Annotated in this window: 22 protein-coding genes and 1 rRNA gene; 7 read left to right on the top strand and 16 right to left on the bottom strand. The window is 66.0% G+C overall.

Going from position 1 to position 23,732, the window contains the following annotated elements; translation table 11 throughout:
* The first annotated feature begins 12 nt into the window (after positions 1–12).
* On the top strand, positions 13–513 hold the full coding sequence (locus WKB25_RS19670; RefSeq protein ID WP_340572542.1) for a protein tyrosine phosphatase family protein: 501 nt from the start codon (positions 13–15) through the stop codon (positions 511–513).
* Positions 514–540: 27 nt separating this feature from the next.
* A complete protein-coding gene (locus tag WKB25_RS19665) occupies positions 541–1,512 on the top strand; it encodes a bile acid:sodium symporter family protein (RefSeq protein ID WP_099782541.1) in 972 nt (323 codons plus the stop codon).
* A gap of 92 nt (positions 1,513–1,604) precedes the next feature.
* Here WKB25_RS19665 and cyoE read toward each other — a convergent pair whose 3' ends face one another.
* From cyoE to WKB25_RS19645, 4 genes are read right to left on the bottom strand one after another with little or no spacing between them, the layout of a single operon-like run.
* On the bottom strand, positions 1,605–2,498 hold the full coding sequence (cyoE, locus tag WKB25_RS19660) for a heme o synthase (protein ID WP_099821342.1): 894 nt from the start codon (positions 2,496–2,498) through the stop codon (positions 1,605–1,607).
* Between the two features lie 4 nt (positions 2,499–2,502).
* The gene (locus WKB25_RS19655) at positions 2,503–3,666 is read right to left on the bottom strand and encodes a COX15/CtaA family protein (protein ID WP_340572541.1); all 1,164 of its coding nucleotides are present in this window, start codon (positions 3,664–3,666) and stop codon (positions 2,503–2,505) included.
* 10 nt (positions 3,667–3,676) lie between these two features.
* Positions 3,677–4,246, bottom strand: coding sequence for a hypothetical protein (locus WKB25_RS19650; protein ID WP_089238227.1), 570 nt, complete (start codon positions 4,244–4,246; stop codon positions 3,677–3,679).
* Positions 4,247–4,296: 50 nt separating this feature from the next.
* Positions 4,297–5,013, bottom strand: a complete 717-nt coding sequence (locus WKB25_RS19645) for an SURF1 family protein (RefSeq protein WP_340572540.1) — start codon at positions 5,011–5,013, stop codon at positions 4,297–4,299.
* Positions 5,014–5,070: 57 nt separating this feature from the next.
* Here WKB25_RS19645 and WKB25_RS19640 point away from each other — a divergent pair, with 57 nt between their 5' ends.
* Entirely contained in the window at positions 5,071–5,289 is a 219-nt protein-coding gene (locus WKB25_RS19640) for a twin transmembrane helix small protein (protein ID WP_089238223.1), read from the top strand.
* A gap of 53 nt (positions 5,290–5,342) precedes the next feature.
* On the opposite strand, the gene WKB25_RS19635 is transcribed toward WKB25_RS19640, so the two are convergent.
* The 6 genes from WKB25_RS19635 to WKB25_RS19610 all read right to left on the bottom strand — a co-directional run bounded on the left by WKB25_RS19635 (position 5,343) and on the right by WKB25_RS19610 (position 10,130).
* Positions 5,343–6,218, bottom strand: coding sequence for a cytochrome c oxidase subunit 3 (locus tag WKB25_RS19635; protein ID WP_049468562.1), 876 nt, complete (start codon positions 6,216–6,218; stop codon positions 5,343–5,345).
* A gap of 14 nt (positions 6,219–6,232) precedes the next feature.
* Positions 6,233–6,823 (bottom strand): cytochrome c oxidase assembly protein, encoded by a 591-nt coding sequence (locus WKB25_RS19630; RefSeq protein ID WP_100461555.1) that lies wholly within the window; start codon positions 6,821–6,823, stop codon positions 6,233–6,235.
* On the bottom strand, positions 6,820–7,017 hold the full coding sequence (locus WKB25_RS19625) for a hypothetical protein (protein WP_340572538.1): 198 nt from the start codon (positions 7,015–7,017) through the stop codon (positions 6,820–6,822). Before WKB25_RS19625 ends, WKB25_RS19630 begins: the two co-directional genes overlap by 4 nt.
* 8 nt (positions 7,018–7,025) lie before the next feature.
* Positions 7,026–8,633 carry a cytochrome c oxidase subunit I gene (gene ctaD / locus WKB25_RS19620; protein WP_025878294.1) on the bottom strand — a complete coding sequence of 536 codons (1,608 nt, stop codon included), beginning with the start codon at positions 8,631–8,633 and terminating at the stop codon, positions 7,026–7,028.
* Positions 8,634–8,694: 61 nt separating this feature from the next.
* Positions 8,695–9,642 (bottom strand): cytochrome c oxidase subunit II, encoded by a 948-nt coding sequence (gene coxB, locus WKB25_RS19615; protein ID WP_340572536.1) that lies wholly within the window; start codon positions 9,640–9,642, stop codon positions 8,695–8,697.
* An 11-nt stretch (positions 9,643–9,653) separates the two neighbouring features.
* Positions 9,654–10,130 (bottom strand): DUF2244 domain-containing protein, encoded by a 477-nt coding sequence (locus WKB25_RS19610; RefSeq protein WP_265951908.1) that lies wholly within the window; start codon positions 10,128–10,130, stop codon positions 9,654–9,656.
* 273 nt (positions 10,131–10,403) lie between these two features.
* Here WKB25_RS19610 and putA point away from each other — a divergent pair, with 273 nt between their 5' ends.
* Complete coding sequence (gene putA / locus WKB25_RS19605; RefSeq protein ID WP_340572535.1) at positions 10,404–13,622, top strand: bifunctional proline dehydrogenase/L-glutamate gamma-semialdehyde dehydrogenase PutA; 3,219 nt, start codon at positions 10,404–10,406, stop codon at positions 13,620–13,622.
* Between the two features lie 140 nt (positions 13,623–13,762).
* Here the strand turns inward: putA and WKB25_RS19600 are convergent, their stop codons facing one another.
* From WKB25_RS19600 to WKB25_RS19590, 3 genes are all read right to left on the bottom strand, one after another.
* Positions 13,763–14,833 carry an AAA family ATPase gene (locus WKB25_RS19600; RefSeq protein ID WP_340572534.1) on the bottom strand — a complete coding sequence of 357 codons (1,071 nt, stop codon included), beginning with the start codon at positions 14,831–14,833 and terminating at the stop codon, positions 13,763–13,765.
* Complete coding sequence (pnuC, locus tag WKB25_RS19595; RefSeq protein ID WP_340572559.1) at positions 14,820–15,419, bottom strand: nicotinamide riboside transporter PnuC; 600 nt, start codon at positions 15,417–15,419, stop codon at positions 14,820–14,822. The genes WKB25_RS19600 and pnuC overlap by 14 nt, the downstream gene beginning before the upstream one ends.
* 138 nt (positions 15,420–15,557) lie before the next feature.
* Positions 15,558–16,901 carry an outer membrane protein transport protein gene (locus tag WKB25_RS19590; RefSeq protein WP_340572533.1) on the bottom strand — a complete coding sequence of 448 codons (1,344 nt, stop codon included), beginning with the start codon at positions 16,899–16,901 and terminating at the stop codon, positions 15,558–15,560.
* Positions 16,902–17,127: 226 nt separating this feature from the next.
* Here WKB25_RS19590 and WKB25_RS19585 point away from each other — a divergent pair, with 226 nt between their 5' ends.
* On the top strand, positions 17,128–17,820 hold the full coding sequence (locus WKB25_RS19585; protein ID WP_025878304.1) for a rhomboid family intramembrane serine protease: 693 nt from the start codon (positions 17,128–17,130) through the stop codon (positions 17,818–17,820).
* A 93-nt stretch (positions 17,821–17,913) separates the two neighbouring features.
* Here the strand turns inward: WKB25_RS19585 and WKB25_RS19580 are convergent, their stop codons facing one another.
* Both WKB25_RS19580 and WKB25_RS19575 read right to left on the bottom strand, forming a co-directional pair.
* A complete protein-coding gene (locus tag WKB25_RS19580; protein ID WP_340572532.1) occupies positions 17,914–19,419 on the bottom strand; it encodes a S41 family peptidase in 1,506 nt (501 codons plus the stop codon).
* Positions 19,420–19,526: 107 nt separating this feature from the next.
* A complete protein-coding gene (locus WKB25_RS19575; RefSeq protein ID WP_340572557.1) occupies positions 19,527–20,759 on the bottom strand; it encodes a peptidoglycan DD-metalloendopeptidase family protein in 1,233 nt (410 codons plus the stop codon).
* Between the two features lie 169 nt (positions 20,760–20,928).
* Here WKB25_RS19575 and WKB25_RS19570 point away from each other — a divergent pair, with 169 nt between their 5' ends.
* Positions 20,929–21,591 carry a hypothetical protein gene (locus tag WKB25_RS19570; protein WP_099821326.1) on the top strand — a complete coding sequence of 221 codons (663 nt, stop codon included), beginning with the start codon at positions 20,929–20,931 and terminating at the stop codon, positions 21,589–21,591.
* Positions 21,592–21,668: 77 nt separating this feature from the next.
* Positions 21,669–23,378: a M28 family metallopeptidase gene (locus WKB25_RS19565; protein WP_340572531.1), complete on the top strand. Its 1,710-nt coding sequence runs from the start codon at positions 21,669–21,671 to the stop codon at positions 23,376–23,378.
* 231 nt (positions 23,379–23,609) lie between these two features.
* Here the strand turns inward: WKB25_RS19565 and rrf are convergent.
* Positions 23,610–23,724, bottom strand: a 5S ribosomal RNA gene (gene rrf, locus WKB25_RS19560).
* Positions 23,725–23,732: the final 8 nt, after the last annotated feature.

The following is a 23,732-nucleotide window of genomic DNA, read 5'->3' as shown; positions in this document are numbered from 1 at the left end:
CCCGGAGAGACCATGCTGCTGCGCCTGACCTGCCTGCTGTTGTCGTCGCTCTGCCCGGTTCTGCCAGCCTGGGCTGCGGACCCCACCCTTGCTGAAGTCCGCCCCGGCCTGTACGCCGGCGGCCAGCCCACGGCCGCGCAACTGCGCGAGCTGGCTGCACAGGGGGTGCGCACGGTGATCGACCTGCGCCAACCCGATGAAGATCGCGGCTTCGATGAGACACGCGAGGCCGAAACGCAGGGCCTGCGCTATGTACGCATTCCGGTGGCCGGTGCCGAGGGCCTGGATGCCGCCAACGTGCGCGCCGTGCACCAGGCCCTGCAGCAAAGCCAGGGGCCGGTGCTGCTGCACTGCGCCTCCGGCAACCGCGCCGGTGCCGTGCTCGGCCTGCTCAACGCGCGCTACGAACACGCCAGCCCGGAACAGGCCCTGCAACTGGGCCAGCGTGCCGGCCTGAAGTCGCTGGAAACAGCCACCCGCGAGCGTCTGGCGATCCCTTCTCCCACCCCCTGATTCCCCGCACCAAGGAGCCTATCCACCATGACCCGCTGGTGGTCGCGCCTGCGACCGGACAACTTCACCCTCGCCCTGCTGTGCACCGTCGGCCTGGCCTCGCTGCTGCCGATGAAAGGGGCCGCCGCCCTGGTGCTCGACGATGTCACCACCGTCGCCATCGCCGCGCTGTTCTTCCTGCACGGCGCGCGCCTGCCGCGCGAATCGATCATCGGCGGCATGCTGCACTGGCGCCTGCACCTGACGATCCTCGCCTGCACCTTCATCCTGTTCCCGCTGCTGGGGCTGTTGTTCAAGCCGTTGTCGGGCTGGTTGCTGACGCCCGAGCTGTACCTGGGCGTGCTGTTCCTGTGCACCCTGCCATCCACGGTGCAGTCGTCCATCGCGTTCACTTCGATGGCGCGCGGCAACGTGCCGGCGGCCGTGTGCAGTGCCTCGCTGTCGAGCATCCTCGGTGTGTTCCTGACGCCACTGCTGCTGACCGCGCTGGCCGGCACCTCCGGCGGCGTGCACGACCCGCTGCATGCCATCGGCGGCATCATGCTGCAACTGCTGGTGCCGTTCGTGGCCGGCCACCTGCTGCGCCCATGGATCGCTGGCTGGGTGGAGAAGCAGCGCGCGCTGCTGCGCTACACCGACCAGGCCACCATCCTGCTGGTGGTGTACTCGGCGTTCGGCGAAGCGGTCACTGAAGGACTGTGGAGCAAGACACCGCTGCTCTCGCTGTTCGCGGTGGCGGTGGTGGCGGCGGTGCTGCTCGGCATCGCCATGCCGCTGATCACCTTCATCGCCCGCCGCCTGCGCTTCAACCGCGAAGACGAGATCGCCATCGTGTTCTGCGGCTCGAAGAAGAGCCTGGCCACGGGCGTGCCGATCGCCAAGGTGCTGTTCGCTGGCGGCAGCCTCGGCGCGATCGTGCTGCCGGTGATGATCTACCACCAGATCCAGCTGATCGTCTGCGGCGTCATCGCCCAGCGCTACGCCAAGCGCGCGCCCTGACCTGCGGAACAACCATCCACGCATGGCGTGGATCTACTGTAGCGCCGAGCCTACAAAAGTAGATCCACGCCATGCGTGGATGCCTCAGCCCATCACAACCAGGGCAGGATCCAGTGGTCCACCAGCAGGAAGGCGAACAGCGCCATCAGGTAGACGATGGAGTAGCTGAACATCTTCATCGAGAACAGCTCATCCGGTGGGTTCAGCATGCGCCAGGCGTACCAGAGGAACACGGCGTTGAGCACGATCGCACCGCCCAGGTAGAACGCGCCGCTCATGCCGACCAGGTACGGCAGCAGGCAGACCAGTGCCAGCACCACCGAGTACGCCATGATCTGCTTGCGCGTGTGCACCACGCCATGGGTGACCGGCAGCATCGGGATTTCCGCCTTGGCGTAGTCCTCGCGACGGAAGATCGCCAGTGCCCAGAAGTGCGGCGGCGTCCAGATGAAGATGATCAGCACCAGCAGCGACGAGTACGCCCAGTCCGACGAGCCCTGCATGCCGGTCACCGCCGCCCACCCCAGCATCGGCGGCATCGCGCCGGCCAGACCACCGATGACGATGTTCTGCGAGGTCGCTCGTTTCAGGTAGACGGTGTAGATCACCGCATAGCCGATCAACGAAGCGAAGGTCAGCACCGCGGTGATCCAGTTCACCCACAGCACCAGGATCGCCATCGACAGCACGATCAGCACGCCGGCAAATACCAGCACCTGCCATGGCTTGACCTTGCCCACCACCAGCGGTCGCCACGAGGTGCGCGCCATCTGCGCATCGATGTGCGCATCCAGCAACTGGTTGATGGCTGCAGCTGCCGACGCCGCAAGCCAGATACCGAGGAAGCCGAGCAGGCCGGCACGCACCTGCTCCCAGCTGGGCACGCCCGGAATGGCCAGGACCATGCCGACCAGGGCGGTGAAGACGATGAGGGCGACGACCTTGGGTTTGGTCAGGTCCCAGTACTGGCGATAATTGGAAAACATGGAATCAGTCCGGGGCACGCAGGCGGGCCAGCAGGCTGACCAATACGAACAACAGGGCAACGGCAACGCCGTTGTGCGCCACTGCCACTTCCAACGGCAGTGCAAGCTTCACATTGAGGATGCCGAGGGTGACCTGCAGCACCAGCAGCGCAACCAGGGCCGAGGCCCAGCCACGCATGCTCGGCAGCCGGAACAGGCGCAGGCCCAGCCACAGCAGGTAAACGGCAACGACGATGGCGAACAGGCGATGGGCCATCTGGATGGCGATGCGCGAGGCACCGTCGAGCACGCCGCCTTCGTAGTCCACGCCAATGCCACGCCACAGGGTGAAGCCCTCGGCGAAGTTGTGCTGCGGCCACCACTGGTTGGCGCAGCGCGGGAAGTTGTCCAGCGAGGCGCTGCCGCCGCCGCACGCCAGTGCTGCGTAGTTGGCGCTGACCCAGCCGCCGAGCGCGATCTGGGTGACCAGCACCGCCACACCGATGCGCAGCAGCCACTTCAGCTTCGGCGCCTCGGCCAGGGTGATCGGCATGTGCGTGGCACGCCAGGCCATCCACACCAGCAGGCCGAACATCAGCATGCCGCCCAGCAGATGGCCCATCACCACGATCGGCTTGAGCAGCAGGGTCACCGTCCACATGCCCAGCAGGGCCTGGAAGATCACCACCGCCAACGTCAGCAACGCAGCGCGCGCCAGGTCGATGTTGCTCCAGCGCAGTGCGGCAATCAGCAGGATGGCCTCGCCGATGAGTGCCAGCGCGCTGGCGGTTCCGTGCCATCCCATCATGTACAGCGGTATGCCCGCGGCCACCAGCACGCAGGCGGTGACCACCGCCGTACTTCCGAAACGCCGCTTGCGCGTGGCCAACAGGGCCAGGGTCAGGATCTCGATGCCGAGCGCACCCGCCAGGAAGCGGTGCACCTGCTCACGCCAGGCCTTGTGTGTTTCCAGCGGACGGATCTCCACCGCCGGATGCCCGATGGTCTCTTCCACGTGCTGCGGCCAGGTGGCCTGCCCATAGCAGGTCGGCCAGTCCGGGCAGCTCAGGCCAGCATCGGACAGGCGCACGAAGGCGCCGAACATGATCGTGCTCGCGGTCATGATCATGGCGAACCACGCCAGGCGGTGGAAATTGCGGTGCAGCGCCGGACGCGCGGAAAGGCTCATCAAACGGGACTCACTTCAGTTTCAGCAACGTGGCCATGTCCTTGCGCAGGCCTCCGAGATCGCTCCCGGGGGCATGACGCATGATCACGAAGCCGTTCGGATCGATCACGTAGACCGGCAGACCCGCCGGATCATCGACGCCGGGCAGCGCCGCGCGCAGGGCTGGCGACGGAGCCAGCGGCCGCAGCGCGGGCAGCGAGGCGATCGACGCCGGTGGCGTTCCCAGCCACAGGATTTCGACATTATCGGCGTTATGGCCGAACAGCTGCCACACCTTGCCCAGCCCCTGCGACAAAGTGACGCACTGCGCATCGCAGGCACCGGCCGGTGCCACCAGCAGGCGCCAGGTGCGCGCGTCGGGGTTCCAGGGGTAGGCCGCGCCATTGGCCAGCGTCGGCGGTTGCTGGCGCAGATCCACCGGCGGCTTCAGCAATTGCCCGCTGTTGCGATGTGCGGTCGGCTGCCAGCCGGAGAAACGCAGGATGGCGGCCAGCGCCATCGCCCCGAAGAAAACAGCGAACAGCAGCACCAGGGTCCGGCGGCCATTGCCGCGCGCCTGCGGGGAGGTAGCAGTGTTCATGCGGGGCATTTTCTCATGGTTGGGAAAGGGATGCCGGCCGGCGGCCGGTACTACCGGGCAACGGGCCGCTTCCTGCGCCATTCCAGTACCAGTGCCACCGCCAGCACGGTCAGCGCCAGTCCGAACCACTGCACGGCGTAACCCAGGTGGCGCTGCGGCGGCAGCGTGTTCGGCAGCAGGTCGAGATCGCGCTCATCGCCGAACGGCAATGCCGGATCCAGCCGCAGCACGCGCTCGGGCAACGACGGCAGGCCCAGTGCAGCGGCCAGGCCATCGGCGGGAAGGCGACTGGCCAGCCAACGCCCTGCAACATCGGTGGTGGTGAACGCCGGCCCCAGCGCCAAGCCGGCCGAGGGGGGCGGCGCCAGCAGGCCACGTACGTCCACCGGCGACGGCGGTGCCGCCACCTCCGGCAACGTGCGGTCGGGCGGCAGCGCGCGCCAGCCCAGGTCCACCAGCAACACGCTGCCCGCATCGCTGCGGAACGGACGATAGATCTTCACCCCGGCGCGGCCGTGGCGGGTCTGGTTGTCGAGCAGCACGACGCCGGGCAGAAAACGACCATGATCGACCACGCCATGCAGCGCGCCCTGCGCCGCCAGCGCCTGTGCCAACGGCATCGCCTGCGCCACGGCCGGGGCCTGCGCATCCAGCAACGCCTGTTTGGCATGCATCCGCTGCAGCTGCCACAGGCCGAGCGCGGTGAATCCGGCCATTGCCAGCAGCACCATCAGCCATCCGATCAGGCGCGTGTGCTGGCGCATCATGACAAGTCCGCGCAAACGCGGTCAGATAGGCACATCCACCCTGCCCTCGAGCCGCGCATGAGTGATTCGCTGAAGACCCTGCTGGTAATCGCGTTTCTGATCGTCATCGTCTGGAATCTGGGCGCCGGCCTGTATTACCTGCTGGTGGACCGCGGCCAGACCAAGCGCACGGTCAATGCACTGACCCGCCGCATCGGAGTGTCGGTGGCGTTGATCGTACTGGTGATCGTGTGCATCTACATGGGCTGGATCAAACCGCACGGCATCGGCAGCTGACCCCACGTCAGACCAGACAACGCCGGCGGCTGGGGCTGCCGACGCCTGCGCGGTCAAAGCACGTAGACGAACAGGAACAGCATCAGCCACACCACGTCGACGAAGTGCCAGTACCACGCAGCCGCTTCGAAAGCGAAATGGTTGTCGCGGGTGAAGTGTCCCTTTGCCGACCGCAGCCACATCACGATCAGCATGATCGTGCCCAGCAGCACGTGTGCGCCGTGGAAGCCGGTCAGCATGAAGAAGGTCGAACCGTAGATGCCCGAGCCGAGCGTCAGGTTCAGTTCCTTGTAGGCGTGGATGTACTCCTCCGCCTGCAGGGTCAGGAAGCCGAGGCCGAGCAGTACCGTCAGGCCCAGCCAGATCAGCAGCTGGCGGCGGTTGCCCGCCTTCAGCGCATGATGGGCGATGGTCAGGGTCACGCCCGAAGTCAGCAGGATCAGCGTATTGATCAGCGGCAGGCCCCAGGCCGGAATGGTCTGGAACGCACCACCGATCGCTGCCGGGCCATTGGTCGGCCAGCCGGCCGAGTAGCCCTGCCACAGCAGTTCGTTGGTCATCACCCCGCGCCCTTCGCCGCTCAACCACGACAGGCCAAGATGGCGGGTGTAGAAAAGCGCACCGAAGAAGGCACCGAAGAACATCACTTCGGAGAAGATGAACCACACCATCCCCATCCGGAACGAACCGTCCACCTGCCGGTTGTAGTTGCCGGCCTGCGATTCGCGCACCACATCGCTGAACCACCAGAACAGGGTCAGCACCAGCATCGCCACGCCGATGTAGAAGGTCCAGCGGCCCCAGCTGGCGTCATTGAGCCAGCTGGCCACGCCGACCATGGTCACCATCATCGCGATGGAACCGACGAACGGCCATTTGCTCTGGGCCGGGACGAAGTACACGTTGGCGTCGGTAGGTGTCTGGGCCATGGTCGGTATCCGGGTCAGGGAGCAGCGTGGGCGCCTTCCGACGTGGCGGCCGGAGCCAGCCGATCGGACAACGCATCGTTGCGGTAGAAGGTGTAGGACAAGGTGATCGTCCGGATTTCCGGCGGCAGGTCCGGATCGACGATGAAGCGCACCGGCATGTCGCGCTTCTCGCCGGCCTGCAGGGTCTGCGCAGTGAAGCAGAAGCACTCGGTCTTGCTGAAGAATCCCGACGCGCGTGCCGGTGCCACCGAAGGCACCGCACTGCCGACCACGGCCTGCTGGCTGTCGTTGCGGGCGAAGTACAACGCCTCGTTGAGCTCGCCGGGCACCACATCCATGGTCAGCTGCTCGGGATGGAACGACCATGGCAGCCGCGAATTGACGCCACCATCGAATTCCACCCTCACGGTGCGCTTGCCACTGGCGGCACCGGTACTGGCTTCGCTGCCCGGGCCACGTTCCAGGCGCACGCCGAATACCTTCTCGCAGGCGATGCGATACAGCGGCACCAGCGAGAACGTCAGCAGGAACACCACCACCGCAACGCCGATCAGGCGCGGCAGGCCGGCGCTGCGTGACGGAGCGGTGGCCGGCGTTTCGCTCATCGACCGATCACGCCGCTGAGGATGAAGCCGACGTACACCAGTACGGCGATCGCGCCCACCCACAGCGCGGTGCGCTTGGCGCGCTGGCGCTGCTCCGCATAAAGCGGCGCCGTGCCCGGCCGCTGGCCTGGCGATGCGCTTGCGGCCAAGCGTGGCTCGGTTCTGACCGGGGTGATCGGGCTCTCGTTATGCATGCACCACCTCAATGACCGATATCGTCGTGGGCCAGGTCACCCGGACGGATGGTCGGTGGCGTGGTGAAGGTGTGCGCCGGTGCCGGCGACGGCAGCGTCCACTCCAGGCCACGCGCGCCTTCCCAGGAGCGCGCCTCGGCCTTCTCGCCATTGCGCAGCGAGGACAGCAGGATCGCGGCCATCATGAACGGCGTGGCGAACATGCCGAACGCACCGATCGAGCTGATCAGGTTCCAGTCGGCGAACGCCACCGAATAATCGGGGATGCGGCGCGGCATGCCGGCCAGGCCCAGGAAATGTTGCGGGAAGAACAGCAGGTTGACGAACACGATCGACCACCAGAAGTGCACCTTGGCCCACTTCTCGCTGTACATGCGCCCGGTCCACTTCGGCCACCAGTAGTACACCGCCGCGATCAGCGCGAACACCGCGCCGGTCACCAGCACGTAGTGGAAGTGGGCGACCACGAAGTAGGTATCGTGGTACTGGAAGTCAGCGGCCACGATCGCCAGCATCAGGCCGGAGAACCCGCCGATGGTGAACAGGATGACGAACGCCACCGACCACAGCATCGGGGCTTCAAACGTGAGCGAACCACGCCACATCGTGCTGACCCAGTTGAACACCTTCACCCCGGTCGGGATCGAGATCAACATGGTGGCGAACATGAAGTAGATCTCGCCACCCAGCGGCATGCCCACGGTGAACATGTGGTGGGCCCATACGATGAACGACAGGAACGCGATCGCCGCGGTGGCGTAGACCATCGCCTGGTAGCCGAACAACGGCTTGCGGCTGAAGGTCGGGATGATCTCGCTGACCACGCCGAAGGCGGGCAGGATCATGATGTAGACCTCGGGATGGCCGAAGAACCAGAAGATGTGCTGGAACATCACCGGGTCACCACCACCGGCCGCATTGAAGAAGCTGGTGCCGAAGAACTTGTCGGTCAGCAGCATCGTCACCGCACCGGCCAGCACCGGCATCACCGCGATCAGCAGGAACGCGGTGATCAGCCAGGCCCAGCAGAAGATCGGCATCTTCAGCAGGTCGATGCCGGGCGCGCGCATGTTCAGCACGGTGGCGATGATGTTGATCGCGCCCATGATCGAACTGATGCCGGCCACGTGGATGGCGAACACGGTGAACGCCACGTTGTAGCCGCCCTGCAGCGACAGCGGCGGGTACAGCGTCCAGCCACCGGCCGGCGCACCACCGGGCAGCAGGAAGGTCAGCAGCAGCAGGCTGAAGGCCACCGGCAACAGCCAGAACGACCAGTTGTTCATGCGCGGCAGCGCCATGTCCGGCGCGCCGATCTGCAATGGGATCATCCAGTTGGCCAGGCCGACGAAGGCCGGCATCACGCCGCCGAAGATCATCACCAGCGCATGCACGGTGGTCAGCTGGTTGAAGATTTCCGGACGGATGTACTGGATGCCGGGCTGGGCCAGTTCCAGCCGGATCAGCACGCTCATGAACGCGCCGATGACGAACATGATGAAGCTGAAACCCAGGTACAGCGTGCCGATGTCCTTGTGGTTGGTCGAGAAGAACCAACGCTCGAAGAAGCTCTGCGGGTGATGGTGATCGTCGTGCCCAACTGCCGAGTGCGCCATTGCAAAACACCTCTCAGGATCGGTTGTCGCCGCGGCCGCGACACGGCCGCGGACAGTTACATCAGGCTCCGCTGGCCGCCGCGGCAGGCGCGTTGCCGGCCTCGGCGGCGGCCGGTGCTACCGGCTGTGCCGGCGATTCACTGGCAGGCGCGGTGGGTTCGGCGGGCGCCGCTGGTGCAGGCGCCGGTTTGCGCCGCGCCAGCCACTGCTTGAACGCTTCCTTGGACACCGCCTCGACCACGATCGGCATGAAGCCATGGTCCTTGCCGCACAACTCCGCACACTGGCCGCGGTACACACCGGGCTGCTCGATGCTGGTCCAGGCTTCGTTGATGAAGCCGGGAATCGCATCCTGCTTCCAGCCCAGCGCCGGCACCCACCAGGCATGGATCACATCGTCGGAGGTGATGACGAAGCGCACCTTGGTGTCCACCGGCAGGACCAGCCGGTTGTCGACATCCAGCAGGTAGTGCGGATGGCTCTCGCGGGTCGGTACCTTGCCACTCTGCCGCATGCGGTCGGACTCACGGTCCAGGCGGCTGGTGAAGGTCACGTTCTCGCCCAGGTACTCGTACTTCCACATCCACTGGTAGCCGGTGACCTTGACCGTCATCTCGGCATCACGGGTGTCGTACATCTTGATCAGGTTGGCCGTGGCCGGCCACGCCATCACCACCAGGATGATCACCGGGATCACCGTCCATATGATCTCGGCCTTGGTGTTGTGGCTGAAGGTAGCGGCGACCGCGCCCTTGGACTTGCGGAACTTGAACATCGCATAGGCCATGGCGCCGAACACGATCACGCCGATCACCGTACAGACGATCAACGAGAGGTTGTTCGATTCCCAGGCCAGGCGTGAGGTCTGGGTCACCCCCTTGCCCATGTTCAGCTGCCACGGCTTTGGATCGGCCGCCTGGGCCAGCGCCGTCCCCGGCATCGACAGCAGGGCCACCATCGCGGCGGCCATTGCAACGCACTTCGTGCCCCACCCTCTGCTTTGCTTCATTGCCTAGACCCTTAGCGTCGTCGGTTGCCGCCATCGCTGGCGGCGAGCAAATCTTCAAGCGTTTCAACAAGCGTTTGACGTTCGGCCGGCGCGAGAAAACTCCCCACCTCCACCTGCCGGCCGCTGGATGCCAGCCGGACCCTCTGGTCGTCTGTGAGCAGGCGCACCCAATGCGGATGAGCCCGGAACACCGGCGATCCACCGGGCACGGGGATGACCTCCACGTACGCCGGCACTACCCGGATCTCCTCCTGCCGTTCACCGCTGCGCCACAACGCGCGCAACGCAACTGCCAGCAACAGGCTGTACAGCAGCGCGAACAGGGGGGCGAATGCGTTGCCGGCCACCCACCCGAAGGCGGACACCAGCCACATCACTCCCGACAACACAGCAAACAACAGGACGAACTGCCGGGCATCGAGCGCCCGTGGGGGACGCAGTCGCAGCTGCGTACCTGACCCATCCGGAGCTGTAAGCACCTCGATCATGTCGCAACCGCGTTCCTGCCGCGGGAAACGCCTCGATGGTAGCCCTGCCCTCTCGCCAGTAGCAAGGGTGCATTCACATTTTTTCCGATGCTGCAACACAGCATGACCCCAACGGCGCGAATGACGAATTCGGCACAAAATGCCCTGACTTTGCTGAACACGCTGAATCCACCACCGCTAGGGGCTATCAGCATTCATGAAGGTGGCTGCGCGGGCCTTCCTGAAGTCGAAAAAATGATTAAAATCGCCAAGTTTTCCACTGGCCGGACCGGCATGAACGCACCTTCCTCTCCCATTCCCGCCAGCGACGCTCCGCGTCCCTCGGCGCTGCTGTCGCCGGAACTACCGGCGTCCCCCAACCCGTTCCGCCAGGCCATCACCGATGGTTGGTTGAAGGACGAGGCCAGCCATGTGCGCGAACTGCTGGCGCAGGCACGCCTGCCGGCAGACGAGCAGGCCAGGGTGCAGGCGCTGGCCGCCGACCTGGTCGCCCGTGTGCGTGTGCGCGCCAAGGACCAGGGTGCGATCGAAGCCTTCATGCGCCAGTACGACCTGGGCAGCGAGGAAGGCGTGCTGCTGATGTGCGTGGCCGAAGCGCTGCTGCGCATTCCGGACCAGGAGACGGCCGACAAGCTGATCCGCGACAAGCTGGCCGATGCCGACTGGGAAAAGCACCTGGGCGGCAGCGACTCGGTGCTGGTCAATGCCTCCACCTGGGGCCTGATGCTGACCGGCAAGCTGGTGCAGATGAACGACGCCACCCGTGCCGATGCGCCCAGCGCGTTCAAGCGCCTGGTCGGCCGCGTCGGTGAGCCGGTGGTCCGCCTGGCCGTGCGCCAGGCGATGAAGATCATGGGCCACCAGTTCGTCATGGGCCGCACCATCAGCGAAGCGCTGGCACGCTCGCACAAGGGCGACAGCGCCAGCTACCGCTACTCGTTCGACATGCTCGGCGAAGGCGCGCTGACCATGAAGGATGCCCTGCGCTACCTGGAAGACTACCGTCGTGCGATTCACGCCATCGGCGGTGACCACAAGGCGCGTGGTGGCCGTGCCGATGGCGACGTCAACAACGCGCCGGGCATCTCGATCAAGCTCTCGGCGCTGTACCCGCGATACGAGCACGCCAAGCGCGCGCGCGTGCTGAAGGACCTGGTGCCCGGCGTGCTGGAACTGGCGCAGCTGGCCAAGAGCTACGGCATCGGCTGCACCGTTGACGCCGAAGAGTCCGATCGCCTGGAACTGTCGCTGGACATCATCGAACAGGTGTTCTCCGACGCCTCGCTGGCCGGCTGGGATGGCTTCGGTGTGGTCGTGCAGGCTTACCAGAAGCGCACCCCGTACACGATCGACCACCTGGCCGACATGGCGCGCCGCGCCGGTCGTCGCCTGCAGGTGCGCCTGGTCAAGGGCGCCTACTGGGACGCCGAGATCAAGCGCGCGCAGATCGAAGGCTATGCCGGCTACCCGGTGTTCACCCGCAAGCAGAACACCGACGTGTCCTACCTGGCGTGTGCCAAGCGCCTGTTTACACATGCCGACGCGATCTACCCGATGTTCGCCACGCACAACGCGCACACCATTGCGGCAGTGCGCAGCATCGCCAACGGCGGCGTGTACGAGCACCAGAAGCTGCACGGCATGGGCGACGACCTGTACGCCGAAGTGGTGCCGGCCGACCGCCTCGGCCTGCCCTGCCGCGTGTACGCCCCGGTCGGCTCGCATGAAGACCTGCTGCCGTACCTGGTGCGCCGTCTGCTGGAAAACGGCGCCAACTCCAGCTTCGTCAACCGCATCACCGACGAGCGCGTGCCGATCGCCGACCTGGTCCGCGATCCGGTCGAGATGGTGTCCTCGTTCGAATCGATTCCGCATCCCAAGATCCCGCTGCCGGTTGACCTGCTGCGCAGCCAGAACCACGACAGGAAGAACTCCATGGGCGCCAACCTCGCCAACGACAACGAACTGCGCGCCCTGGCCGAGCAGCTCAACGCTGCAGTGAAGCCCTGGCAGGCCGCACCGCTGGTGCCGGGTGCGAACCCGACCGGCGCATCGCTGCCGGTGACCAACCCGGCCGACACCCGTGAAGTGGTCGGCCAGTGGCAGGCCGCCGATGCCGCCACCGTGCAGAAGGCGCTGGCCAACGCCGTGGCCGCGCAGCCGGCCTGGAACCGCACCCCGGCCGCCAGCCGCGCCGCCATCCTCGAGCACGCCGCCGACCAGCTGGAAGCGCGCATGCCCGAGTTCATGGCGCTGTGCGTGAAGGAGGCCGGCAAGAGCCTGCCCGACGGCATCGCCGAAGTGCGCGAAGCGGTGGACTTCCTGCGCTACTACGCCAAGCAGGCGCGCGAGCAGTTCAGCCATGCCGAGAAGCTGCCCAGCCCGACCGGCGAATCCAACGAACTGCAGCTGCATGGCCGCGGCGTGTTCGTCTGCATCAGCCCGTGGAACTTCCCGCTGGCGATCTTCCTTGGCCAGGTGGCTGCAGCACTGGCCGCCGGCAACAGCGTGATCGCCAAGCCGGCCGAGCAGACCAATCTGATCGGCTATTACGCGGTGAAGCTGCTGCACGATGCCGGCGTGCCGGCCGACGTGGTGCAGTTCCTGCCGGGCGACGGTGCCACCGTCGGCGCTGCGCTGACCGCCGACCCGCGCGTGGCTGGCGTGGCCTTCACCGGCTCCACCGACACCGCCCGCGCGATCAACCGCGCGATGGCTGCACGCGATGCGGCCATCGGCGTGCTGATCGCCGAGACCGGTGGCCAGAACGCCTTCATCGCCGACTCCTCGGCGCTGCCGGAACAGCTGGTCAAGGACGCGATCGGTTCGGCCTTCACCTCCGCCGGCCAGCGCTGCTCGGCCGCACGCGTGCTGTTCGTGCAGGACGACATCGCCGACAAGGTCATGACCATGCTGGCCGGCGCCATGAAGGAACTGAAGGTCGGCAACCCCGGCCTGCTGTCCACCGACGTCGGCCCGGTGATCGATGCCGACGCACTGCAGATCCTGCAGGACCACGCCGTGCGCATGGACCGCGAAGCGCGCCTGATCGCTTCGGCCGAACTGTCGGCCGAAGCGGCCAACGGCACCTTCTTCGCGCCGCGTGCGTATGAGCTGAAGGACCTGGGCCAGCTGCACAAGGAGATCTTCGGGCCGGTCCTGCACGTGATCCGCTGGAAGGGCGACCAGCTCGATGCGGTGATCGACCAGATCAACGCCACCGGCTACGGCCTGACCCTGGGCGTGCATTCGCGCATCGACGAGACCGTCGACCGCATCAGCAACGGCGTCCACGTCGGCAACGTCTACGTCAACCGCAACCAGATCGGTGCGGTGGTCGGCGTGCAGCCGTTCGGCGGCCAGGGCCTGTCCGGCACCGGCCCGAAGGCCGGCGGCCCGCACTACCTGCTGCGCTTCGCCACCGAGAAGACGGTGACGGTGAACACCACCGCCGCCGGCGGCAACGCCTCGCTGCTGACCTTGGGCGACTGATTCCGGGCGTCATGCGGTAAACGAAAAACCCCGCGAAAGCGGGGTTTTTTGTGCTGACCAAGTGGATGCGAACTCCGCTCTGGTGGGTGCGGACCTTGGTCCGCACAGAACATCGGCGTCATGTCACTCCCACCGGTCGATCAACACGCCGCCACGCTGAACCGGTTGTCCGCACGCTTTGCCAGCTCCGCCTGCACGCGCGCGATACGCGTTTCCAGATCACCTTCCAGCAACACGTAGTCGACCCCACGCGCCTGCAGCTGCTGCAGATACCACGCGTGTTGCTGCATGCGGAATTCCTGCCCCACACGCGTCCCATCCTGCTCGAACGGAATATCCGGGGCGCACAGGAACAGCAGGTCGTACGCACGCGCTGCGGCCCGCTGCAGCGGTTCGGGCGCTGTGCCGAACATCCAGCCGCTGTAGCCCAGCGTCACCAATGGCGTGGTATCGCAGAACAGCCAACGATGCGCGTGCTTCGCGGCGCGGTCCTCGTGCTGCGGCTGGGTCGCAGCGATGCGCAGCAGATCCTGCGCCTGCATCTCACCGCCCTGCTGCTCCCACAACGTACGTCCGAACTCCGGCACCCATGCCGTGCCCAGGCGTTCGGCCAGCACCTGCGCCAGTGTGGTCTTTCCGCTGGACTCGCCACCAATGAAGGCCACGCGCTGCACGTAGGCCGCATACACCTCCGCTGACAGGCTGTGCCGGTGCACATGCGGATCGGCGCGCAACTGGGTACCGCAGGCCTGCCCGATATCCAGGGTGCGTTCCAGGCGCTCATGGCGTACCGGCGTGCCGAAGTGCGCAGCCAGCGCCTGCGCGAAGCCGTCGCCATAGTCCTCACCGGTAAACACTGCCTGCACCGGTCCGCCGAACAGCGTCATGCACAGCCATGCGGTAAATGCGCGCTGCACCTGCTCGTCGTCGCCGTCCTGCGGCAGCTCGCGTACCGGTACCCCCTGCTGCTCGCACATCGCCGCCAGACGCACATCATCGAGTACCACGATGGTGGCCTGCGGAAAGCGCGCGCGCAGCCAGCCTTCGCGGCGCTCTGCGCTGTAGCCGGCAAAGCCCGGCTGCGACCAGCCGATCACCAGCAGCTGCGTACAGCGGGTAGAGGCGAATTCGATCAGGTGCTCGTGGCCGATGTGCAGCGGGCAGAACTTGCCGACCACCAGGCCTCGCGCAGCGTGCTCAGGCAACAACATCGGCCGCCGTGGCCTCATCCCGCATCAGGTGCCGCCAGTGACGAAGCGCCACCAACGCGTTGATCCAGAAACCAACATACAGGATCGAGGTCAGGTGCAGGCCACGGCTGTAGTACAGCGGCACCGCGATGGTGTTGACCAGCAGCCACACCCACCACGATTCCAGCTTGCGCCGCATCATCAGGATCTGTGCGATCACGCTCAGCACCAGCACCGCCGAATCGATGTACGGCGCATAGGCATTGGTCAGGCGTGTCAGCATCCAGCCGTAACCAAAGGTCGCCAGTACCGCCAACGGCAGCAGCCAGCTCCACGCGCGTGCGTGCAAACGGGTGATTGGCAGCGGCGCACCATGGTCACCCCGCAGCCACTGCCACCAGCCGAACACGCTGATGACCACGAAGAAGAACTGCAGGACCATGTCCGCGTACAGGTGCGAGCGCTCGAACACGGCGGCGAACAGCGCACAGCCGACGATGCCCAGCCACCACGTATGCACGTTGTTGCGGCCGGCCAGCAGGATCGAGCCGGCAACGGCGATGTTGGCGGCCAGCTCCAGCTGGAAGTTCGGGTCGGACAGGTTCATCGCGCTATTGTCGCGTAGATCCACGCCACACGTCCTCGGGCCAGTAGATCCACGCCATGCGTGGATGCGGCTCCCCGGAAATGGAAAGGCCCCGCTTACGCGGGGCCCTCCATGTACTGCGTCAGGCGTTGGCCCGAATCAGAACTTGTACTGGAACGAAGCGGCCAGCACGTCGCCACGGACCTTGTACTTTCCGCTGAGCGTGTTGCCCTGGTTGCTGGTGGTCGCCGGGATGTTCACGTTCGGATCGCTGGTGAACAGGTGGGTGTAACCGAAGTTGTATTCGGTATTCTCCGACGGGGTCCAGCCTACGCCCAGCGACAGCCACTTGCGGCTGGTATCGGGCACGCGCACGTCGCGATGGGCATCGGTGGTCGGAGTCTGGTCCAGCGCCACACCGCCACGCAGGGTAACCGTATCGCTCAGCTTGAAATCGGCACCCAGCGAAACGAAGGTGGTGTCGCGGTAGCCGAAGTCCAGCACCGAATCAGGCTGAGCCGAGGCGTAGTCGATGGTCACGCTGTCGAAGGCGGTCGACCAGGCGGTGCGGGTCACGTCACCCATCACGGTCCAGCGGTCATTGACCTTGTGGGTCACGCTGAGGGTGGCCGATGCCGGCATGGTCACCGTCGCTTTGCCGCTGGTGCTGACGAAACGACCCGGCTGGGCCACGGCAAGCACGGCAGCTGCGTTGGACGGCACGTTGAAGGTGGCGTCGCCACCGGTGATCTTGTGCTCGACCTTGGAACGGTAGCTGATACCGATATGGGTATTCTCGTCCGGGCTGAACAGACCGCCGACGGTCCAACCCACGGCATTGTTGTCGCCCTCAACGGTCAACTTGCCGTCGGCGCTGCCCGGAGCGAAGCCTGGAACACGGGACTGGGCCAGCGCAGTGCCAAAGTCGATGTTGTTGCTGAGCTCGATGGTCAGGTGCTCAACGAACACCGATGCACCGAAGGACACATACGGGTTGACGTCGTACGAAGCAGCGAAGCCCAGGTCGATGGCCTTCAGGTCGGTCTTCAGGCCGCTGTAGCGCCCCACCCAGCCATTGTCATACTGGGTCTTGAAACCGAACGGTGCGGTCAGCGAGACGCCGAAATGCGCCTTCTCACCGATCGGCATATGGAAGTACGCGGCCGGAACCGGGGCGATCATGCCGGCGTCGCCACCGTCACCGCCGGTCTGGGCGGCACCGGTCGGCTTGCGGCCGGAACCCTTGAACTCCGCCTTGAAACTGATGGCGCTCAGGTCACCCTGGACCAGGGTGCCGTCGAGCTGGCGCATGCCGGCCGGGTTGACGGCAATGATGGAAGCGTCGCCTTCGGCGCTGCCGGAACCTGCGAAGGCGCGGCCCAGGCCCTTGGCGCTGTTTTCCTTCAGCTGGAAAGCGGCGGCATTGGCGTCGGCGGCGGCCAGCGCACCGGCAACGCCGACGGCCAGCAGGGTCAGTCGTGCAATGGTGGAAGCGGTTTGCATCGTAGTTCTCTCTCCGGTAAGCGGTGATGGTGCTCTAAGTGCGCCTGCGCCCGTCAGGCCGGATGGCCTTTCGAAGCGCGCCGGATTCCCCTCCCGACATACGACGCCGTATGCGAGTATTACCCAGAGCCGTTAATGAAACAATAACAGCGCCGAGGCTTTCTTCGTCGCAAAAGCTGAACAGGCTCCCTCCCCGCCAAAAGTGCCCGCACGCTAGGCTAGTGCCATGTTTGTCTCCCTCCCCTCGCGCAAGAAGGCGACCCTGCGGTGGGCTACACCCGTGCTGTTTGCGGCACTGTGGCTGGCATTCCTGTGGTCGATCTCGCGCCCGGACGATGCCCGTGGAAGCCTGTGGCTGGACTGGGGCGCCCTGTCCACCGGCCTGACCCATCCGCTGGACTGGTGGGCGACCCTGCAGGACGGCAGCGTGCTGCGCCTGTTCACCGCCCTGTTCCTGCACGCCGACTGGTCGCACCTGCTGGGCAACCTGGTGTTCCTGCTGATCTTCGGCCTGCCGGCCGAGCGGGTGCTGGGCCCGTGGCGGTTGCTGCTGCTGTTCCTGGTGGGCGGGGCGATCTCGAACCTGGTTGCCATCTACACCATGGGCAGCCCGGACCAGATCATCATCGGCGCCAGTGGTGCGGTGTCGGCGTTGATCGGCGCCTATCTGGCGCTGTTCCCCGGCGCGCGCCTGGGCGTGGTGATTCCGCTGGGGCTGTTCCTGGAATTCGTGCGCGCCCCGGCCTATCTGCTGATCGGTGTATGGGCGGCGCTGCAGGTGGTGTTCGCCTACATCGGCCCGACCTTCGGCATGGTCGCCTGGTGGGCGCACATCGGCGGCTTCGTGTTCGGCGTGGTGTACGGCATGTACGTGCGCGCGGCGATCGCACGACGCCTGCGCAAGCGGCACGGATTCTAGCGTCCGCTTGCCGCGTTCTGCGAAACGCCCGGGCCATGCTCGGGCGGCGTTCGCATATCAGTCGAGCATTGGCTCGACGCTACTGAATCTGAATCAAGGCTTAGCCGGGACCTCTGTGGGCTTTGCTTCCGGCTTTGCTTCCGGCTTTGCTTCCGGCTTTGCTTCCGGCTTTGCTTCCGGCTTTGCTTCCGGCTTTGCTTCAGCCTTGGGCTCCGCCTTCGGCGCAGGCTTGGCGGCGGCCTTCGCTGCCTTGTCTGCTTCGGCCTTCGCGGCTTCTGCCTTCAAGCGCGCCGCCACCGAACCTGGGTTCTTCAGCTCAGCCAGCGCGTCGTTGATCGGGCCATCGCCCGGCAGCACGGCGCCTGCGTGGTAGCCCTCGGTGCCTTCCTCGTCACCGCGCAGGTGGCCCGGCAGGGTCGCTTCGCTGTAGTCACTCAGACTGGCCGGCAATGCCTCGTCTTCCGGACGTGGTGCAGCCTTCAGTTCCACTTCCGGCACGATGCCGGTGGCCTGGATCGATTTGCCGCTGGGCGTGTAATAGCGTGCCGTGGTCAGCTTCACCGAATCGCCGTTGTCCAGCGGCAGCACGGTCTGCACCGAGCCCTTGCCGAAGGTGCGGCTGCCGATCACGCGCGCACGCTTGTTGTCGCGCAACGCACCGGCCAGCACTTCCGATGCACTGGCCGAACCGGCGTCCACCAGTACCATCACCGGCGCCCCCTTCAGCAGGTCGCCCGGGGTGGCGTCGAAGCGTGCATCGCTGATGCTGATGCGGCCACGGGTGCTGACGATGTTGCCCTTGTCGAGCAGGTCATCGGCCACCTGCACGGCAGCCGTCAACAGACCACCCGGATTGCTGCGCAGATCCAGCACCAGCCCCTTCAGGTTGCCGCCGGACTGCTTCTGCAGCTGCTGCAGGTGCTTCTGGAAATCAGAGCCGGTGTCAGCCTGGAACGTGCTCAGGCGGATGTAACCATAGCCCGGTTCCAGCAGGCGGCTGCGCACGCTGGTCACGCGGATCGTCTGCCGGGTAAGGCTGACGTCGAAGGGCTTGGGCTTGCCGTCGCGGACGATGGTCAGCACCACCTTGCTGCCGGCCGGACCACGCAGCGGTTCGCTGGCGTCGATCGCGCTGATCGGCTTGCCATCGATGGCGATGATCAGGTCACCGGCGAGGATGCCGGCCTTGGCTGCCGGAGTGTCGTCGATCGGCGAGATCACCTTCATGCTGGCGTTGTCCGGCTGCTGCTGCAGCTCCACGCCGATGCCTTCGTAGGCGCCGTTGGCCTGCTCGTCGAACGCCTCTGCGTCTTCCTTGTTGAAGTAGGTGCTGTGCGGATCGAGGTCGAGCAGCAGGCCGCGCACGGCCGACTGCATCAGCTTGTTGTCATCGACCGGATCGACATAGGCCGCGCGGACCGCGTTGTAGACGGCGACGAAGCGACGGATATCGTCCAGCGGCACCTTCGAGGTCACCGCCTCCTCGCTGCTCGCCGCCTTCCCGGGAGTTTCCTTCAACGGGACGGGGGCGGTCTGCTGGGCCCAGGACAGGGCCGGCAACAGAGCCAGCAAGAGGGTGGCGGTACGGGCTGCGCGCATGGATCACTCCTGTCGACGATGTCATCGTGCCCAAGGCACATGCACCGATTATGCGCGAAGCGTGGCTAAATTCCCGTTGAATCCGGCCTCGTGCGGCCAGCCGGAATTCAGCGCCGCTGCAGCCAGCTGTCCGGATTGACCGGTTGCCCACCACGGCGCAGCTCGAAGTACAGCGCCGTCACGCCCTGGCCACCGGAGTTGCCGACCTTGGCCACCGCATCGCCACGGCTGACCCGCGCGCCGGCATCCTTCAGCAGGGTGTCGTTGTGGGCGTACAGGCTCATGTAGCCGTTGCCATGGTCGACGATCAGGATCATGCCGTAGCCGGTCATCCAATCGGAGAACACCACGGTGCCGTCGGCCACAGCGGTGACGGTGCTTCCGGCAGGTGCGCCGATCAACACGCCGCTGCTGGTGCGGCCGTCCGGCAGCTTGCCGCCATAGCGGGCCAGCAGATTGCCCGACAGTGGCCAGCCCAGGCCTCCGACCTTCGGCGCTGGCGCCGAGGCAACCGCGGGGGGAACCTTGCTCGGCGGCGGCGGTGGCCGGCCGGCGGCAGAGGCCTGGCGGGCCGCGCGCTCGGCGGCGGCTTTTTCGGCAGCGGCCTTGCGGGCGGCAGCACGGCGCTCTGCCTCGGCACGGGCCGCAGCCGCGCGCAGGTTGGCCAGCAGGGTTTCCAGTGCCTTGGCATCCTGGCCCAGTGCCTGTTCCTTCTCGCGCTTGTCCTTGAAGCGTTCCTCCAGCGAAGCCACGGTCTGCGCGCGTTCGCGACGGTCCGACGCGAGCGTGGCGACCTGCTGCTTCTGGTCGCGATGAACGCCCTGCAGCTGCTGCTGACGCTGCGCGATCTGCGCCTGCAGTGTCTCCAGCTCCTTCAGGTCGGCCGTCAGCGTGGTGATGCGCTGCGCACGCTCGCGCTGCAGGTAGCGGTGATAAGCCAGCGCACGGTTGGCGTCGGCCACCGTGTCCTGCGAAAGCAGCAGCTTCAACGGCGCGTGGTTGCCCAGCTGGTAGGCGGCGCGCAACAGGCCCGCCAGTTCGCGATTCTGTTTGACCAGGTTGGACTGCAGTGCATTGCGCCGCTGTTCGGCCTGGGCCAGCGCCTGGGTCTGCTCACGCAGCGCCGCCTCGGTCTGGGCCAAGGTGCGACCACTGCGCGCGACTTTTTCATCGGCCTCGCGCAGCTGCTGCGACGCCTGTCCACGCTGGCCCTCGATCTGCCGGCGCTCCTGCGCCACCCCCTTCAGCTCGGTGCGCAGCTTCTGCAGCTTGCGCTCGGCCTCGCGGGTCGAAGCGGTCTGCGCCGCACCCGGCAATGGCAGCGCCAGGGCAAGCGCCATTCCCAGCAACAGGCAACGTCCACCGCGCAGGGTGGCGATGTGATGCCGGCGTGAGGGGAAGACGTTGTTGCGCAAGGGCTTTCCAGTGACTTCAGGCAGATGCGGAGACGTGCGGGGAATGGTGACATCTCCGCACGCGGCCTGCCAGCCGCACAACAACGAGGTTCCCATGAAAGCTCTCTCCATTCCGCTGCTGTTGGGCATTGCGCTGGCCAGTGGTCCGGCCTGGGCCCAGGCGGATGTCAGCAAGGTCAACGGCAGCATCAGCGCCGATCCGGGCCAGCGCTACGGCAAGCTGGACACTGTAAATGGCGGCATCCGTGTCGGCGAAGGCGTGGAAACCGGCAGCATCGACACCGTCAACGGTGGCGTCAAGGTCGCCGATCGGGCCCGCACCGGCAGCATCGAGACCGTCAACGGCGGCATCCGCATGGGCCGCGAAGTGACGGCCCACGGCGATGTCAGCACGGTCAACGGCAGCATCTTCAGCGACCAGGGCAGCCAGATCGAAGGCGGCGTGGAAACCGTCAACGGCGGCATCGGCCTGGTTGGCAGTCGCGTGCGCAAGGACGTGGAGACCGTCAACGGCGACATCACCGTCGGCATCGGCTCGCAGGTCGGCGGTGGCGTGCATGTGCGCAAGCCGAACTTCAGTGTCTCGCTGACGGCTAGTCGCAAGCCGCGGGTCATCATCGGCCCGAATGCCGTGGTCAACGGCAGCCTGCTGTTCGAGCGCGAAGTGGTGCTGTACGTCCACCGCAGTGCACGCATCGGCGCGGTCACCGGCGCCGACCCGATCCCCTTCGATACCGATACCGCCCCGGCCGACTGAGCCTGCCGCTTGGGCGATACTGCCGATACCGGTCGCGCCAGCTGCGCGGCCGTCCCTTGTGTTTCCAGGAACCGATGATGCCCCGCAAACTCCTCCTGTGCCTGGCCGCTGCGGCCGCGCTCAGCGCCTGCAAAGGCGAAGACACCCCGGCGCCCAGCGCCGACAGCACCGCCAAGCCGGCCCCGCACACGTTCTCAGCCGCGATCAACGCCGCCGACTTTGCCGAGATGGTGAAGGCCCTTGCCTCTGACGAGTTCGAAGGCCGCTCGCCCGGCAGCAAGGGTGAAGAACTGACGGTCAACTACATCCGCGACCAGATGCAGCGCATCGGCCTGCAGCCCGGCAACGGCGACAGCTGGTTCCAGGACGTGCCGATGACCGAGACCACGGCCGATGAATCGACCGTGCTCACCCTTACCCAGGGTGGCAAGACCCGCGAACTGAAGTTCGGCACCGACATGGTGGTGGGCACCCGTACCGGCCAGACAGAAGTGAAGGTCGATGCCAGTGACCTCGTCTTCGTCGGCTACGGCGTGGATGCACCGGAGCAGAAGTGGAACGATTACGCCGGCCAGGACTGGAAGGGCAAGACGGTGGTGATGTTCGTCAACGACCCGGGCTTCCATGTCGATGACGAAAAGCTGTTCGACGGCAAGCGCATGACCTACTACGGCCGCTGGACCTACAAGTTCGAGGAAGCCGCGCGCAAGGGTGCCGCCGCCGCGCTGATCGTGCATGACACCGCAGGCGCCTCGTACGGCTGGGACGTGGTGAAGAACTCCTGGGCGGGCCCGCAGTACGACCTGCCGGCCAAGGACGATGCCGAACCGCGCCTGCCGGTGCAGGGCTGGTTGAGCGCCGACGCGGCCAAGGCGCTGTTCGCCGGCGCCGGGCTGGATCTGGACCAGGCTTACAAGGATGCCAGCAAGCGCGGCTTCAAGCCGGTGCCGCTGAAGGCAACCGCGTCGGTGGACCTGAAGAGCAAGGTCGCGCAGAAACAGTCGCGCAACGTGGTGGGCGTACTGCCGGGCAGCAAGCGCGCCGACGAGGCAGTGCTGTACATGGCGCACTGGGACCACCTCGGCAAGCACGAGGGCGAACAGGGCGACAACATCTACAACGGTGCCGTCGACAACGCGACCGGCGTGGCCGGCATCCTTGAGGTGGCCGAAGCCATGGCCCACCAGGAGCCGAAGCCGGAACGTTCGGTGGTGTTCCTGGCAGTTACCCTGGAAGAATCCGGCCTGCTGGGTTCGAAGTACTACGTCGCCCACCCGACCTTCCCGCTGGACAAGATCGCCGGCGTCATCAACATCGATGCGATGTCGGTGGCCGGTCGTGCCAAGGACGTGACGGTGACCGGCTTCGGCAGTTCGGAGCTGGAAGACATCCTCAAGCCGCTGGCTGAAGCGCAGGATCGCACCCTGCACGGCGAGACCTCGGTACAGAGTGGCTTCTACTTCCGTTCGGACCACTTCAACTTCGCCAAGGCGGGTGTGCCGGCGCTGTATGCCGACGGCGGTGAGGACCTGCGCGAAGGTGGCGTCGAGGCGGGCCGCAAGGCAGCCGCCGACTACGGTTCCAACCGCTACCACGGCCCGAAGGACGAGTATGACGCGGCGACCTGGAAGCTGGATGGCACGGTCGAGGACCTGCAGCTGATGTACGGCGTCGGCAAGGAACTGGCCGGCGGCGATCGTTGGCCCAACTGGTACGAGGGCAATCCGTTCAAGGCTGCCCGCGACACGATGATGAAGGCCAAGGTACCGGCCGCTGCGGCGAAGTAAGTCCGCCAGCGGTTGAGCTGTACAGAAAGCGGCGCCCTCTAGGCGCCGCTTTTTTTGTGCGTGTGTGGAGGGCGCATCCGGCCCCGCTGTTGGTAGTTGCCAACCTTGGTTCGCAGCACCGTACGCGGCGACGGCATCCACGCATCTGCCGGCCCGCGGCCGGCACTAGCGGGTATTTCCTGCGCACAAAGAAAAACCCCGCTGCGTGAGCAGCGGGGTTTTGGATGTAAACCCTGGCGATGACCTACTCTCGCATGGCTTAGGCCACACTACCATCGGCGCAGCTACGTTTCACTTCCGAGTTCGGGATGGGATCGGGTGGTTCCATAGCGCTAATTTCACCAGGGAGGCGGT

The sequence above is a fragment of the Stenotrophomonas sp. G106K1 genome (assembly GCF_037969685.1).
Lineage (GTDB): Bacteria > Pseudomonadota > Gammaproteobacteria > Xanthomonadales > Xanthomonadaceae > Stenotrophomonas > Stenotrophomonas lactitubi.
This window is presented reverse-complemented; position numbering and strand designations above follow the sequence as displayed.

Excerpts from the sequence above, each read along its gene's own strand:
- WKB25_RS19670 (WP_340572542.1), top strand. The coding sequence starts at position 13 with ATGCTGCTGCGCCTGACCTGCCTGCTGTTGTCGTCGCTCTGCCCGGTT.
- WKB25_RS19665 (WP_099782541.1), top strand. The coding sequence starts at position 541 with ATGACCCGCTGGTGGTCGCGCCTGCGACCGGACAACTTCACCCTCGCC.
- cyoE (WP_099821342.1), bottom strand. The coding sequence starts at position 2,498 with ATGTTTTCCAATTATCGCCAGTACTGGGACCTGACCAAACCCAAGGTC.
- WKB25_RS19655 (WP_340572541.1), bottom strand. The coding sequence starts at position 3,666 with ATGAGCCTTTCCGCGCGTCCGGCGCTGCACCGCAATTTCCACCGCCTG.
- WKB25_RS19650 (WP_089238227.1), bottom strand. The coding sequence starts at position 4,246 with ATGAACACTGCTACCTCCCCGCAGGCGCGCGGCAATGGCCGCCGGACC.
- WKB25_RS19645 (WP_340572540.1), bottom strand. The coding sequence starts at position 5,013 with ATGATGCGCCAGCACACGCGCCTGATCGGATGGCTGATGGTGCTGCTG.
- WKB25_RS19640 (WP_089238223.1), top strand. The coding sequence starts at position 5,071 with ATGAGTGATTCGCTGAAGACCCTGCTGGTAATCGCGTTTCTGATCGTC.
- WKB25_RS19635 (WP_049468562.1), bottom strand. The coding sequence starts at position 6,218 with ATGGCCCAGACACCTACCGACGCCAACGTGTACTTCGTCCCGGCCCAG.
- WKB25_RS19630 (WP_100461555.1), bottom strand. The coding sequence starts at position 6,823 with ATGAGCGAAACGCCGGCCACCGCTCCGTCACGCAGCGCCGGCCTGCCG.
- WKB25_RS19625 (WP_340572538.1), bottom strand. The coding sequence starts at position 7,017 with ATGCATAACGAGAGCCCGATCACCCCGGTCAGAACCGAGCCACGCTTG.
- ctaD (WP_025878294.1), bottom strand. The coding sequence starts at position 8,633 with ATGGCGCACTCGGCAGTTGGGCACGACGATCACCATCACCCGCAGAGC.
- coxB (WP_340572536.1), bottom strand. The coding sequence starts at position 9,642 with ATGAAGCAAAGCAGAGGGTGGGGCACGAAGTGCGTTGCAATGGCCGCC.
- WKB25_RS19610 (WP_265951908.1), bottom strand. The coding sequence starts at position 10,130 with ATGATCGAGGTGCTTACAGCTCCGGATGGGTCAGGTACGCAGCTGCGA.
- putA (WP_340572535.1), top strand. The coding sequence starts at position 10,404 with ATGAACGCACCTTCCTCTCCCATTCCCGCCAGCGACGCTCCGCGTCCC.
- WKB25_RS19600 (WP_340572534.1), bottom strand. The coding sequence starts at position 14,833 with ATGTTGTTGCCTGAGCACGCTGCGCGAGGCCTGGTGGTCGGCAAGTTC.
- pnuC (WP_340572559.1), bottom strand. The coding sequence starts at position 15,419 with ATGAACCTGTCCGACCCGAACTTCCAGCTGGAGCTGGCCGCCAACATC.
- WKB25_RS19590 (WP_340572533.1), bottom strand. The coding sequence starts at position 16,901 with ATGCAAACCGCTTCCACCATTGCACGACTGACCCTGCTGGCCGTCGGC.
- WKB25_RS19585 (WP_025878304.1), top strand. The coding sequence starts at position 17,128 with ATGTTTGTCTCCCTCCCCTCGCGCAAGAAGGCGACCCTGCGGTGGGCT.
- WKB25_RS19580 (WP_340572532.1), bottom strand. The coding sequence starts at position 19,419 with ATGCGCGCAGCCCGTACCGCCACCCTCTTGCTGGCTCTGTTGCCGGCC.
- WKB25_RS19575 (WP_340572557.1), bottom strand. The coding sequence starts at position 20,759 with ATGGCGCTTGCCCTGGCGCTGCCATTGCCGGGTGCGGCGCAGACCGCT.
- WKB25_RS19570 (WP_099821326.1), top strand. The coding sequence starts at position 20,929 with ATGAAAGCTCTCTCCATTCCGCTGCTGTTGGGCATTGCGCTGGCCAGT.
- WKB25_RS19565 (WP_340572531.1), top strand. The coding sequence starts at position 21,669 with ATGCCCCGCAAACTCCTCCTGTGCCTGGCCGCTGCGGCCGCGCTCAGC.